This is a genomic window from Streptomyces vinaceus, assembly GCF_008704935.1.
In the GTDB taxonomy this organism is placed as follows: Bacteria; Actinomycetota; Actinomycetes; order Streptomycetales; family Streptomycetaceae; genus Streptomyces; species Streptomyces vinaceus.
This window is the reverse complement of sequence record NZ_CP023692.1, coordinates 7,206,491-7,219,868: the sequence shown is the minus strand read 5'-3', so window position 1 is coordinate 7,219,868 and position 13,378 is coordinate 7,206,491. Positions and strand designations below refer to the sequence as shown.

Here is a 13,378-nt window from a genome sequence, read left to right as displayed (position 1 = left end):
GTACCAACTCCCCTTCCACTACGGCGCTCTGCACAACCTCGGCGTGGACTTCCTGGTCGATCCCGGCCCGGCGCGGGACGTGCTCGCCAAACACCATCCGGCCCTGAGCGTCGCGGAGTTCGGCGGGCCGGCGCTGGTTTCGGTGAACTTCCAGCTGTACTTCGCCCAGTACCCGTTCGGCGCGGGGATCACCCAGGAGGTGGAGGTGAACATCGTCGCGTTCCCCACCGACGCGGCGGACCGTCTGCCGGGCCTGTCGTACGAGCAGTACGCGCAGGGCTACGACCAGACCAAACTGCTCGGCATCGCCCGCATCCACGTGCTGTGCGACAACCCGCTCGCCATCGACGCGGGACGCAAGCTCTACGCCGAACCCAAGTACCCCGGATGGTTCGAGGCGGCGATGCCGTCCCTGAACGGGCCGGCCGGCAACAGCTGGCACGTGACCTGCAAGGCGGCCGGCATCACACCCGAGGGCGAGATCGAACGCCACCCCACCGGCCTGTTCACCCTCACCGCCGACCTCACGGGACTCACCGGTACTCCCGTGAACAACACCCCCATCACCGGCTACGGCACCGACGACGACGGCCGTCCGCTGGCCGGCCCCATGAACGTGTACCAGCCCTACCTCTGGTACTCCCCCGCCGACATCACGGCGGACCGGGCCGGCCTCGCCGTCCTCGACCCGGCCGCCGATGTCGGCCAGGACCTGACCCGGCTGCTCGATGACGACGCCCCGGCGGGGGTCTGGACCTACCAGTCACCGCCGGTCGCCGCCCACAACCGCCCCTACTACCTGCGCCGGTATTGACCAGGCGTCAGCGGTGGGTGAAGTCCGGGGCCCTCTTGTCCACGAAGGCGCTCATGCCCTCCTTCTGGTCCGCCGTGGCGAACACCGCGTGGAAGAGGCGGCGTTCGAAGCGCACGCCCTCCGCCAGGGTGGTTTCGAAGGCCCGGTTGACGGCCTCCTTGGCCATCATCGCCACGGGGGCGGACATGGCCGCCACCGTCTCGGCGACGGTGAGGGCCTCGGCGAGGAGCTCATCGGCCGGGACGATACGGGAGACCAGGCCGGCCCGTTCGGCCTCGGCGGCGTCCATGGTCCGTCCGGTCAGGCAGAGTTCCATGGCCTTGGCCTTGCCCACGGCCCGGGTCAGCCGCTGGGAGCCGCCGATGCCGGGGATCACGCCGAGCTTGATCTCGGGCTGTCCGAAGACGGCGGTGTCGGCGGCGAGCAGGATGTCGCAGAGCATGGCCAGTTCGCAGCCGCCGCCGAGGGCGTAGCCGGAGACGGCCGCCACGGTGGGGGTGCGCAGTTCGCCCAGGCGGTCCCAGGCCGTGAACCAGTCGGTGAGGTACATGTCCATGTACCCCCGCGGCTGCATCTCCTTGATGTCGGCTCCGGCCGCGAAGGCCCTCGCGGAGCCGGTGAGGACGATGCAGCCGATCTCCGGGTCCCGGTCGAGGGCCTCGGTGGCGGCGACGACCTCGTTCATCACCTGGAGGTTGAGGGCGTTGAGCGCCTTGGGCCGGTTCAGGGTGAGGAGGGCGGTACGCCCCTTGCGCTCGACGAGGATCGTCTCGTACGCGGTGGTGCGGGTGGTCTCGGTCACGGGGTGGTTCCCTTCGGTGCACGGGCCGCCGCGTCGCGCAGGACGTGGACGATGCCGGAGAAGTCCTGTGCGGCGCCGCTCGCTTCGGCGAACGCCGCGTACATGTCGGCCGCGCGCAGGCCGAGGCCGGCGTCGATTCCGCCGGCCCGCAGGGCGTTGGCGGCGAGGCCGAGGTCCTTGGCCATGAGCGGTGCGGCGAACCCGGGCCGGTACTCGCGGTTGGCGGGGCTGGCCGGGACCGGGCCGGGGACGGGGCAGTTGGTGGTGAGCGCCCAGCACTGGCCGGAGGCGGTGGAGGCCACGTCGTACAGGGCCTGGTGGGACAGGCCGAGGCTCTCGCCGAGGACGAAGGCCTCGCTGACGGCGATCATCGAAATGCCGAGGATCATGTTGTTGCAGATCTTCGCGGCCTGCCCGGCGCCCGCTCCTCCGCAGTGCACCGCCTTCTTGCCCGTGGCCGCGAGCAGCGGTTCGGCCCGGGCGAACTCCGCCTCGCCGCCCCCGGCCATGAAGGTGAGGGTCGCCGCCTCGGCGCCGACCACTCCGCCCGAGACGGGGGCGTCGAGCGCCCGGTGTCCGGCGGCGACGGCCAGCTCATGAGCGGTGCGGGCATCGGCGACGTCGATGGTGGAGCAATCGATGAACAGGGTGCCGGGCCTGGCGGCCGCCAGCAGCCCCTCGTCCCGGTAGAGGGCCAGGACGTGCCGGCCGGCGGGGAGCATGGTGATCACCACGTCCGCACCGGCGGCGGCCGTCGCCGCGGAGTCCGCGATCTCCACCCCGGCCGCCGAGGCGGCGGCCCGCGCGTGGGGCACGAGGTCGAAGCCGAGGACGCGGTGGCCGGCCGCGGCGAGGTTGGCGGCCATCGGGCCGCCCATGTGGCCGAGGCCGATGAAGGCGATCACACCGGTCACCAGGGCACCTCCTGGAACGAGTCGGTCGCGGTGAGGACGAGTTCGCGGTCCTCGCCGAGCGGGGCGAAGTAGCGTGCCGTGTCCGCCTCCGTCACGTCGGAGAGCCGGGCGGGCGACCAGCGCGGGTTCCGGTCCTTGTCGATGACCTGGGCGCGGATGCCCTCGACGAGGTCGGGCGAGGACAGGGCCGCGCAGGACACGCGGTACTCCTGCTCCAGCACCCGCTCCAGCGGGCCCAGTGCGCGGGCGCTGCGCAGCGCGGCGAGGGTGACCTTCAGGGCTGTCGGTGACTTGGCCGCCAGGGTGGCCGCGGCCTCCTTCGCCGCCGCATCGCCGTGGGCGAGGAGCCGGGCCGTGATCTCCTCCACCGTGTCCGCGGCGTAGCAGTGGTCGATCCACTCGCGGTGGGCCGCGAGTGCACCGGCGGGTGCTCGGCTCACGTGCGGGGCGAGGGCGTCGTGTACGGACCCGGCGGCGAGGTCCTCGGCCAGTGCGCCGAGCCGTTCGGCGGATACGAAGTGGTCGGCGAGGCCGCAGAGCAGTGCGTCGGCGGCTCCGACGGGTGCGCCCGTCAGGGCCAGGTGGGTCCCGAGCTCCCCGGGCGCGAGCGCGAGGAGGTACGTACCGCCGACGTCGGGGACGAAACCGATGCCGGTCTCGGGCATGGCGACCCGGGAGCGTTCGGTGACGATCCGGACCGATCCGTGGGCCGAGACGCCGACGCCGCCGCCCATGACGACGCCGTCCATGAGGGCCACGTAGGGCTTCGGATAGCGGGCGACGAGGGCATTGAGCCGGTACTCGTCGCGCCAGAAGTCCGCCGAGGCGGCGCCGCCGGTGCAGGCGTCCTCGTAGATCGCCCGGATGTCACCGCCCGCGCAGAGTCCCCGCTCCCCCGCCCCGGAGATCACCACCGTCTCCACGGCGGGGTCGTCCCGCCAGGCGGTCAGGGCTTCCTCGATCCTCAACACCATGGAGTGGTTGAGGGCGTTGAGCGCCTTGGGGCGGTTGAGGACGAGGCGACCGCAGTGGCCCTCCGTGCGGACGAGAACCTCTTCTCCTTCGCTCATCGCAGGGCCTCCGTCAGGCCGCGGGCGACGATGACACGCATGATCTCGTTGGTCCCTTCCAGGATCTGGTGCACCCGCAGATCGCGGACGATCTTCTCGATGCCGTACTCACTCAGGTAGCCGTAGCCGCCGTGGAGCTGGAGTGCCTCGTCGGCCACGGCGAAACCCGTATCGGTGGCGAACCGCTTGGCCATCGCACACAGTTCCGCGGCCTTCGGGTCCCCCGCGTCGAGTGCCTCGGCGGCCGTACGGAGCAGGGCGCGGGCCGCGGCCAGCCCGGTGGCCATGTCCGCCAGCCGGAACTGCAGCGCCTGCGCGTCCAGCAGCGGGGATCCGAAGGCCTCGCGGTCGGCGAGGTGGGCCAGGCTCCGGTCCAGAGCGCTCTGGGCTCCGCCGAGCGAGCAGGCGGCGATGCCGAGGCGTCCGCCGTTGAGGCCGTGCATGGCGATGCGGAAGCCGTCGCCCTCCGCGCCGAGCCGGCGGTCGGCCGGCAGGCGGACCCCGTCGAGGACCACCTGCCGGGTGGGCTGGGCGTTCCAGCCCATCTTCCGCTCGTTGGCACCGAAGGAGACTCCGGGGTCGTCCCGTTCGACGACGAACGCCGAGATCCCCCGGGGGCCCGCCTGTCCGGTCCGGGCCATGACGAGGTACACGCCGGCCGCTCCGGCGCCGGAGATGAACTGCTTGACGCCGGTCAGGACGTAGTGGTCCCCGTCCCATACGGCGCGGGTGCGCAAGGCGCTGGCGTCGGAGCCGGTTCCGGGCTCGGTCAGGCAGTAGCTGCCCAGCGTGTCGGCGGCGCACAGGGCGGGCAGCCAGCGCCGGCGCTGTCCGTCGTCCCCGTAGCGGTCCACCATCCAGGCGACCATGTTGTGGATCGACAGGTATCCGGCGATGGAGGGGCACCCGGTGGCGAGCGTCTCGAAGACGAGGACGCCGTCGCTGCGGCTGAGTCCCGAACCGCCGTGCTCCTCGCGGACGTAGACCCCGCCGAGGCCGAGGGAGGCCGCCCGTCGGATGACGTCGACGGGAAAGTGCTTGTCCCGGTCCCAGGCGACGGCGTGCGGGGCCAGGTGTTCCTGCGCGAAATCGAGGGTGACCTCGGCGAGGGCGAGCTGGTCCTGCGTGAGGGTGGTCACGGCGCTCATCCCATCGTCGGGATGGTGAAGCTCGCGCTCTCCTTGGCCCCGGAGGGCCAGCGCGAGGTGACGGTCTTGGTGCGGGTGTAGAAGCGGATCGAGTCGGGCCCGTGCTGGTTGAGGTCGCCGAAGCCGGACCGCTTCCAGCCGCCGAAGGTGTGGTAGGCCACCGGTACGGGGATCGGCACGTTGACACCGACCATGCCGGCGCCCACCCGGCGGGTGAAGTCGCGTGCCGTGTCCCCGTCGCGCGTGAAGATCGCGACGCCGTTGCCGTACGGGTGCTCCGTGGGCAGGCGCAGGGCCTCCTCGTAGTCGCGGGCCCGTACGACGGACAGCACCGGGCCGAAGATCTCCTCGCGGTAGATCCGCATCTGCGGGGTCACCCGGTCGAAGAGGGTGGCTCCGGCGAAGTACCCGGTCTCGTGCCCGGGGAGGGTGAAACCCCTGCCGTCCACGGCGAGTTCTGCGCCCTCGTCGACGCCTATGTCCACATAGCGCCGGACCCGGTCGAGGGCGTCCTGGCTGACCAGCGGCCCGAAGTCGGCTTCCGGGTCGTCGGAGGTGCCGATGCGCAGGGCGGCGATGCGCTCCTTCAGCTTCGCCACCAGGGCGTCGGCGGTCTCCTCGCCCACGGGCACGGCGACGGCGATGGCCATGCAGCGCTCACCCGCGGAGCCGTAGCCGGCACCGATCAGGGCCTCCACCGCCTGGTCGAGGTCGGCGTCCGGCATCACGATCATGTGGTTCTTGGCGCCGCCGAAGCACTGGGCGCGCTTGCCGTGCGCGGCGGCGGTGGCGTAGACGTGCGCGGCGACGGGGGTCGACCCGACGAATCCGAGGGCCTGGACCCGGGGATCTTCGAGCAGGGTGTCCACGGCTTCCTTACCGCCGTTGACGACGTTGAGCACGCCGGGCGGCAGGCCGGCCTCCAGGAACAGTTCGGCCAGCCGCAGGGGTACGGAGGGGGCGCGCTCGGAGGGCTTCAGGATGAAGGCGTTTCCGCAGGCCAGGGCGGGCGCGGCCTGCCACAGCGGGATCATCGCGGGGAAGTTGAACGGGGTGATCCCGGCCACGACGCCCAGCGGCGCGCGCAGCGAGTGCACGTCGATGCCGGTGCCGGCGTTGTCGGTGAACTCGCCCTTGAGGAGGTGCGGGATCCCGGCGGCGAACTCCACTACTTCCAGGCCGCGTTGGAGGTCACCGTGGGCGTCGGCGACGGTCTTGCCGTGCTCACAGGACAGCAGCCGGGCCAGCGACTCGCGTTCGCCCTCGATGAGTTCGAGGAAGCGCAGCAGGACGCGGGCGCGCCGCTGAGGGTTCCACCGGCCCCATTCCTCCTGGGCCTCCTCGGCGGACGCGATCGCCGCCTCGGTGTCGGCGCGGCCCGCCAGGGGGACCCGGGCCTGGACGGTGCCGGTGTTGGGGTCGTACACGTCGGCGAAGAGACCGGAGGTGCCGGTGGTGTGCTTTCCGCCGATGAAATGGGTGAGCTCGCGGACCATCGATGCCTGCTCTCTCGTCAGGTGAGGATCCGAGGAAGGCGCGGCGCTGCCGCAGTCCGGCACCGATCGGGGTGCGCACTGCGGGCTCGCCGCGGGGACAGGAAAGGGCCGGGGGCGCCCTCGTCGAGTCACGAACGCGAGGACAGGCCCTCGCCGTTCGGGTACTCCGCCGGATCACCAGGGCCGTGGTCACGTACCGGTGCCATGCGTGTCTGCTCCATCCTCGTGGACAACACGGAACACCCCACGGCCGGTATCCTGGCTCCCGGATCGACGCGCGTTCTCCGGCCTTCCCGACGGATGGTTTCCGTCAGTGGCCTGACCTGCTGAAGAACGCACTCCCCAGTCACAGTGGCGGGACCGCGCCGGATTCACACCGGCTTCCCTGCACCGCGGGCTTGTCACGAACATATAGTTGGACGTCCTAGTAAGTCCACCCCCACTCCGCGGCTCGATCTACGCTCAAGGCATGCGCATCGTCTCGCTGCTCCCGGCAGCCACCGACATCGTGGCCGAACTCGGCCTCGCCGCCGATCTGGTGGGCCGTACGCACGAGTGCGACTGGCCTCCGCAGGCCGTGGCCGGGGTACCGGTGGTGACGTCCGCCGGGCTCTCCTCCGACGCCCTGACCAGCCGGGAGATCTCCGACGCGGTCGGCGGCGCCGCTCACAGCGGCTCCTCGCTGTACACGCTCGACACCGACGCCCTCGGCGCCCTGGCCCCCGAGGTGGTCCTGACCCAGGACCTGTGCGACGTCTGCGCCGTCTCGTACGCGGGGGTCAGCCGGGCCGTGCGCGTCCTGGACGGCGGGCCCCGTGTGCTCAGCCTGGAGCCGCGCACTCTCGGCGACGTGCTGGACTGCCTGGTCACGGTGGGTGAGCTGCTCGGCGTACCGGATCACGCGCGGGCCCGGCGGGCGGAACTCGCCGACCGGCTGGACGCCGTACGCGGGCTCACCTCGGGGCGGCCGCGCCCCCGGGTCGTGGCGATCGAATGGCTGGATCCGCTCTGGCCGGCCGGGCACTGGGTGCCCGAGCAGATCACGTACGCGGGCGGCGAGGCGCTGATCGCCGCCCCGGGCGAGCACACCCGGCCCATGGACTGGGAGACGGTCCGGGCCGCCCGCCCGGACGTGCTGCTCCTGCTGCCCTGCGGGTTCGCCCCGGAGCGCACCGTACGCGAACGGGAGCTGCTGACGTCCCTGCCCGGCTGGGAGGAACTGCCCGCGGTACGGGCCGGCGCGGTGTGGGTGGTGGACGGCCCCGCCTACTTCAACCGGCCGGGCCCCCGCGTCGTGCGCGGCGCGGAGGTTCTGGCGCACGTCCTGCACGGGGTCCGGGCCGGCGAGCCGGTGACGGCGGCGGAGGCTTCCCGGCTGGGCGGTTCCTGAGGCCGGTTCCTGCGGCCGGGCCCTACTCCGGGCGGTCGGCGACCTGGTACGGGACGAAGGTGCTGGTGTTCTCGTCCACGGCCAGCGGACGCCCGAGGGGCGGGACGGCCCGCTGGGGGCAGTCGAGCCGCTCGCAGAGTCGGCAGCCCATGCCGATGGGCGTCGCGGCCGCGGTGTTGTCCAGGTCGAGGCCGTCGGAGTACACGAGCCGGGAGGCGTGCCGGATCTCGCAGCCCAGCCCGATGGCGAAGGTCTTGCCGGGCTGGCCCCAGCCGCCGCGATGGCGCGTGACCGCGCGGGCTGTCCACAGGTGGCGCTGCCCGTCGGGCATGGCGGCGACCTGGACGTGGATCCGGCCGGGCGCGGCGAAGGCCTCGTAGACGTTCCAGAGCGGGCAGGTGCCGCCCGCGCGGGAGAAGTGGAATCCGGTGGCGGACTGCCGCTTGGACATGTTGCCCGCCCGGTCCACCCGGACGAACGAGAAGGGCACCCCGCGCAGCCTGGGGCGTTGCAGAGTGCTGAGGCGGTGGCAGACCGTCTCGTAGCCGATGCCGAAGTGGTCTGTCAGGCGTTCGATGTCGTAGCGGAATGCCTCTGCGGCGCTGTGGAACGCCTTGTACGGGAGGATCAGCGCGGCGGCGAAGTAGTTGGCGATGCCGATCCGGGCCAACCCGTGCGCGGTGGAGCCGGGCGCGAAGTCCGACGCGAGCCCGTCCAGCTCCTCGGCGTGCTCCAGCAGCGCGAGCTGCGTGGCCATCCGGAAGGCCTGCTGGCCCGGCCGTAGCCCCGAGGACAGGTGCAGCACGCGGGCGGAGTCGTCGTAGTGGTGCAGGTTCTCGCAATCGGCGGCCGTCCGTACGCCGTGGCGGTCGGCGAGGCGCGCGGACAGCGCCCGCACGACCTCCCCGGGCCGGATCCGTATGGCGCGGGCCAGGTCCTCGGCGGCGAGATCGATGTCGTGGAGGTAGTTCTGGCGGCGGTAGAAGAACTCCCGGATCTCCTCGTGGGGAGAGCGCGGCCCACCGGCCCCCGGCAGCCCCTCCCGGTCGCCGTCGGCCCCGGCCAACCGCTCGGCGAGGAGCTGGCCGCGCCGGCCGAGGTCGAGGAGCACCTGGGCGACGGCGGGCATCCGGGACGCCAGCTCGGCCAGGTCCGAGGCCGAGACCCGGGCCTCGGCCACCTCGCCGGCCAGCGCCTCGCGCAGGTCCGCGACCAGGCGGCTGGTGTCGCGCTCCGAGAAGAAGCCCGGGTCGACGCCGAAGGCCTCGGTCAGCCTGAGCAGGACGGGCACCGTCAGGGGGCGGGAATCGTGCTCCATCTGGTTCAGGTAGCTCGGCGAGATCGCCAGGACCCTGGCCAGGTTTGCCTGGCTCATCCGGCGCTCCTCGCGCAGCCGCCGCAGCCTCGCGCCCGCGTACGTCTTGCTCATCGCCCCTCCCTCGTATGCGGACCTCACCCTACGCGCCCGTCCCCGCCCAGGGGTCTTCGCAGACTTGGCAAACGGACGGGAAAAGATTCGCAGAACTTGGCAGCCGTCCACGATTGATGGCACTGGGTGTCGCTGAGAGAGTCGTCCTGCGGCCCGCCGGAACAGGCGGCACCGACAGCGCCCACCGGGCCCGATTCACGCCCTGATATCGGAGATTCGGCAGGTTCTGGTGAGGTTCTGACGAGGTGGTTCGGCAACATTGCTCGGCTCGTTCCACACCGGTTCGGCGGGCCGCTATCCCCTCGCATGGCACTTCGTGCCAATACTTCGCACCCATGACGGGTGTGGAGGCATCACCCGGCAACTCACGGAGACGGTGACGGTCATGGCAGACACGACGAACGCGACGGCAGCGGCAGCGGACCTCGCCGAGCGCTGGTCGACGGATCCCCGGTGGGCGGGCATCGAGCGCACCCACACCGCCGAGGACGTCGTCCGGCTCTCCGGCAGCGTCCGCGAGGAGCACACCCTGGCGCGGCGCGGCGCCGAGCGGCTGTGGCGCCGGCTCCACGAGCAGGACTACGTCCACGCCCTCGGCGCCCTCACCGGCGGCCAGGCCGTCCAGCAGGTGCGGGCCGGACTCCAGGCCATCTACCTCTCGGGCTGGCAGGTCGCCGCCGACGCCAACCAGGCCGGCCACACCTACCCCGACCAGAGCCTCTACCCGGTCAACTCCGTTCCCCAGGTGGTGCGTCGGATCAACAACGCGCTGCTGCGCGCCGACCAGATCGCCACCGCCGAGGGCGGCGCCGACACGACCGACTGGCTCGCGCCGATCGTCGCGGACGCCGAGGCCGGCTTCGGCGGCCCGCTGAACGCCTTCGAGCTGACCAAGGCGATGATCGCGGCGGGCGCGGCCGGCATCCACTACGAGGACCAGCTGGCCTCCGAGAAGAAGTGCGGCCACCTCGGCGGCAAGGTCCTCGTGCCGACCTCCCAGCACATCCGCACGCTGAACGCGGCCCGTCTGGCCGCCGACATCGCGGACACCCCGACCCTGATCATCGCCCGTACGGACGCCCTCGCCGCGAACCTGCTGACCAGCGACGTCGACGAGCGCGACGCGCAGTTCTGCACGGGCGAGCGCACCGCCGAGGGCTTCTACCGCGTCCGGAACGGCATGGCCCCGGTCATCGCCCGCGGGCTCGCCTACGCCCCGTACGCCGACCTCATCTGGATGGAGACCGGCACCCCGGACCTCGCCCAGGCCCGCGAGTTCGCCGAGGCGGTCCACGCGCATTACCCGGACCAGATGCTGGCCTACAACTGCTCGCCGTCCTTCAACTGGAAGGCGGCCCTGGACGACGACCAGATCGCCAAGTTCCAGCGCGAACTCGGCGCGATGGGCTACCGCTTCCAGTTCATCACCCTGGCCGGCTTCCACTCCCTCAACCACGGCATGTTCGACCTCGCCCGGGGCTACGCCGAGCACGGCATGACCGCCTACGTGGACCTCCAGGAGCGCGAATTCGCCGCCCAGGAGCACGGTTTCACCGCCGTCAGGCACCAGCGCGAGGTCGGCACCGGCTACTTCGACCTGGTCTCCACCGCCGTCAACCCCGCCTCCTCCACCACCGCCCTCACGGGCTCCACCGAGGAAGAGCAGTTCCACTAGGGGGTGTCCGGCGGAACCCCGCACGCTCCACCCCGCCGCAGGGCCGGGGTGCCCGCGTACGCGCAGCACCACCCGGGCACCCCTCCCGCACCGTCACCCGCGTTCCGCGAAGGCCGGGGGACCACCTCCGTCCGGCCCTCCCGTCTCCTGGAGGAGACCCGCATGTCCATCCACGCACCGACCCGCCGCGTCGAGGTCCTCGGGACACCGGGCGACCGCCACGACGAGATCCTGACCCCCGGGGCCCTGGACTTCATCACCCGGCTCGACGACGCGTTCCACTCCCGGCGCCTGGAGGTCCTCAAGGAGCGCGTCCGCCGCTCGACCCACCTGGCCGGCGGTACCCCGCTCGTCTTCCCCCTCGCCACGCGCGCGATCCGGGACGACGCCGAGTGGAGGGTCGCGCCGCCGGCGCCGGGCCTCACCGACCGCCGCGTCGAGATCACCGGGCCGCCCGACCGCCGGACGGCCGTGAACGCCCTCAACTCCGGAGCCCGGGTGTGGATGGCCGACCTCGAAGACGCCACCTCGCCCACCTGGGAAAACGTCATCGGCGGTCAGCTGACCCTGCTCGACGTGATCGAGCGGCGGATCGACTTCACCACCCCGGAGGGCAAGGAGTACCGGCTCGGGCCGGACCTCGCGACCATCATGGTCCGCCCGCGCGGCTGGCACCTCCTCGAAGAACACCTGGAGATCGACGGCCGTCCCGTGTCCGCCTCGCTCGTCGACTTCGGCCTGTACTTCTTCCACTGCGCGCAGCGCCAGATCGACGCCGGCCACGGCCCGTACTTCTACCTCCCCAAGCTGGAGAACCGGTACGAGGCCCGTCTGTGGAACGACATCTTCCTGTTCGCCCAGGAGCTGCTCGGCATCCCGCGCGGCACCGTGCGCGCCGCCGTCCTGATCGAGACGATCACCGCCGCGTTCGAGATGGAGGAGATCCTCTACCAGCTGCGCGAGCACAGTGCCGGGTTGAACGCGGGCCGCTGGGACTACCTCTTCAGCCTCATCAAGACCTTCGGCCACCGCACCGACTTCCAGCTCCCCGACCGGTCCTCGGTCACCATGACCGCCCCCTTCCTGCGGGCGTACACCGAACTCCTCGTCCGCACCTGCCACCGGCGCGGAGCCCACGCCATCGGCGGCATGGCCGCCCACGTCCCGGGCAAGGACGCGCAGGCCCACTCCGCCGCCCTCGCCAGGGTCCGCCTCGACAAGGAGCGCGAGGCCGAGGACGGCTTCGACGGCTCCTGGGTGGCCCACCCCGGCCTCGTCCCCGTCTGCCGCGAGGTCTTCGACAACGTGCTGGGAGAGCGGCCGAACCAGCTGGAGCGCACGCGCGAGGACGTCGAAGTCGCCGCCGCCGACCTGCTGTCGGTCCGTCGGATCGCTGCCCCGCCGACCTCCGAAGGCCTTCGCTCCAACGTGACCGTGGCACTGCGCTACTTCGACGCCTGGCTCCGCGGACGCGGCGCGGTCGCCCTGAACGGCCTCATGGAGGACGCGGCGACCGCCGAGATCGCCCGCGTCCAGATCTGGCAGTGGCTCCGCCACGACCGGGTGGAGCGCTCGGCGGTGCTCACGCTCCTCGACGCCGAATGCGAGGCCCTGGCCGAGGAGGACCCCCGGGCCCTGGCCACCGAGGCCCGGGACCTCTTCGTCGACACCGCGCTCACGCCGCACCTGCCCGCCTTCTTCACCCCGGAGGCCTACACCCGCCACCTCGTGCGCCGGACGGAGACCCCCTCATGAGCAGCTCGATCCGCCGGATCGGCGTCGTCGGAGGCGGCCGGATGGGCGCCGGCATCGCCGAGGTGTGCGCCCGCGCCGGACTCGACACCGTCGTCTGCGAGGTCGACGCCACCGCCGCCCGCGCCGCCCGCGAACGCGTCGCCGTCTCCCTCGAACGCGCCGTCCAGCGCGGGAAGCTGGACCGCATCTGCGCCGAGGACGCCGAGGCCCGGATGGTCTTCACCGGGGACCTGGAGGACCTCGCCGACCGGCAGATGGTCATCGAGGCCGTCGTCGAGAACGCCGACGCGAAGACCGCGGTCTTCACCGCCCTCGACAAGATCGTGGAAGACCCGGAGGCGATCCTCGCCTCCAACACCTCCGCCATCGCGATCATGCGCCTCGGCATGGCCACCGGACGCGCCGACCGCGTGCTGGGCCTGCACTTCTTCAACCCCGTACCGGTGCTGCCCCTGGTCGAGATCGTCTCCTCGCTCCACACCACGGCGGACACCGTCGCGGTGATGGAGTCCTTCGTCCGGGACGCCCTCGGCAAGACCGCGATCCGCTCCCGGGACCGGTCCGGCTTCGTGGTCAACGCCCTGCTCGTGCCGTACCTGCTGTCGGCGATCCGCATGGCCGAATCCGGCTACGCGAGCGCCGCCGACATCGACGACGGGATGGTGCTCGGCTGCGCCCACCCCATGGGTCCGCTGAAGCTCGCCGACCTCATCGGGCTCGACACCGTCGCCGCCATCGCGGAATCCCTCTACGACGAGTTCAAGGAACCCCTCTACGCCCCGCCGCCGCTCCTGCGGCGGATGGTCCAGGCAGGCCTGCTGGGCCGCAAGGCGGGCCGCGGGTTCCACACGTACGACCGGGGCTGAGGGGCCCCGGTTCGCCGCC

Annotated in this window: 11 protein-coding genes and 1 riboswitch; of the genes, 5 read left to right on the top strand and 6 right to left on the bottom strand. The window is 72.0% G+C overall.

From position 1 onward, the window contains the following. Positions 1–43: 43 nt before the first annotated feature. Complete coding sequence (locus CP980_RS32545) at positions 44–814, top strand: hypothetical protein (RefSeq protein ID WP_244328238.1); 771 nt, start codon at positions 44–46, stop codon at positions 812–814. A 7-nt stretch (positions 815–821) separates the two neighbouring features. On the opposite strand, the gene CP980_RS32540 is transcribed toward CP980_RS32545, so the two are convergent. The 5 genes from CP980_RS32540 to CP980_RS32520 are packed head-to-tail and all read right to left on the bottom strand — an operon-like array spanning position 822 to position 6,244. Further along, complete coding sequence (locus CP980_RS32540) at positions 822–1,616, bottom strand: enoyl-CoA hydratase (protein WP_150529806.1); 795 nt, start codon at positions 1,614–1,616, stop codon at positions 822–824. Beyond that, positions 1,613–2,530: a 3-hydroxyisobutyrate dehydrogenase gene (gene mmsB / locus CP980_RS32535; RefSeq protein WP_150529805.1), complete on the bottom strand. Its 918-nt coding sequence runs from the start codon at positions 2,528–2,530 to the stop codon at positions 1,613–1,615. Before mmsB ends, CP980_RS32540 begins: the two co-directional genes overlap by 4 nt. After that, a complete protein-coding gene (locus CP980_RS32530) occupies positions 2,527–3,600 on the bottom strand; it encodes an enoyl-CoA hydratase/isomerase family protein (protein WP_150529804.1) in 1,074 nt (357 codons plus the stop codon). Before CP980_RS32530 ends, mmsB begins: the two co-directional genes overlap by 4 nt. Beyond that, entirely contained in the window at positions 3,597–4,748 is a 1,152-nt protein-coding gene (locus CP980_RS32525; RefSeq protein WP_150529803.1) for an acyl-CoA dehydrogenase family protein, read from the bottom strand. The genes CP980_RS32530 and CP980_RS32525 overlap by 4 nt, the downstream gene beginning before the upstream one ends. After that, positions 4,745–6,244, bottom strand: coding sequence for a CoA-acylating methylmalonate-semialdehyde dehydrogenase (locus tag CP980_RS32520; RefSeq protein WP_150529802.1), 1,500 nt, complete (start codon positions 6,242–6,244; stop codon positions 4,745–4,747). Before CP980_RS32520 ends, CP980_RS32525 begins: the two co-directional genes overlap by 4 nt. Before the next feature lie 231 nt (positions 6,245–6,475). Beyond that, a riboswitch (cobalamin riboswitch) is annotated at positions 6,476–6,654 on the bottom strand. Between the two features lie 59 nt (positions 6,655–6,713). On the opposite strand from CP980_RS32520, the gene CP980_RS32515 reads away from it, so the two are divergent. Beyond that, on the top strand, positions 6,714–7,634 hold the full coding sequence (locus tag CP980_RS32515) for a cobalamin-binding protein (protein WP_150529801.1): 921 nt from the start codon (positions 6,714–6,716) through the stop codon (positions 7,632–7,634). A gap of 22 nt (positions 7,635–7,656) precedes the next feature. On the opposite strand, the gene CP980_RS32510 is transcribed toward CP980_RS32515, so the two are convergent. After that, entirely contained in the window at positions 7,657–9,063 is a 1,407-nt protein-coding gene (locus CP980_RS32510) for a short-chain fatty acyl-CoA regulator family protein (RefSeq protein WP_150529800.1), read from the bottom strand. A gap of 385 nt (positions 9,064–9,448) precedes the next feature. Between CP980_RS32510 and aceA the strand changes: the two genes are divergently transcribed. The 3 genes from aceA (at position 9,449) to CP980_RS32495 (ending at position 13,359) form a co-directional block, all read left to right on the top strand. Further along, positions 9,449–10,738 (top strand): isocitrate lyase, encoded by a 1,290-nt coding sequence (gene aceA, locus CP980_RS32505; RefSeq protein WP_150529799.1) that lies wholly within the window; start codon positions 9,449–9,451, stop codon positions 10,736–10,738. A gap of 162 nt (positions 10,739–10,900) precedes the next feature. Further along, the gene (aceB, locus tag CP980_RS32500) at positions 10,901–12,493 is read left to right on the top strand and encodes a malate synthase A (RefSeq protein WP_150529798.1); all 1,593 of its coding nucleotides are present in this window, start codon (positions 10,901–10,903) and stop codon (positions 12,491–12,493) included. Continuing rightward, positions 12,490–13,359, top strand: a complete 870-nt coding sequence (locus CP980_RS32495; protein WP_150529797.1) for a 3-hydroxybutyryl-CoA dehydrogenase — start codon at positions 12,490–12,492, stop codon at positions 13,357–13,359. Before aceB ends, CP980_RS32495 begins: the two co-directional genes overlap by 4 nt. Positions 13,360–13,378: the final 19 nt, after the last annotated feature.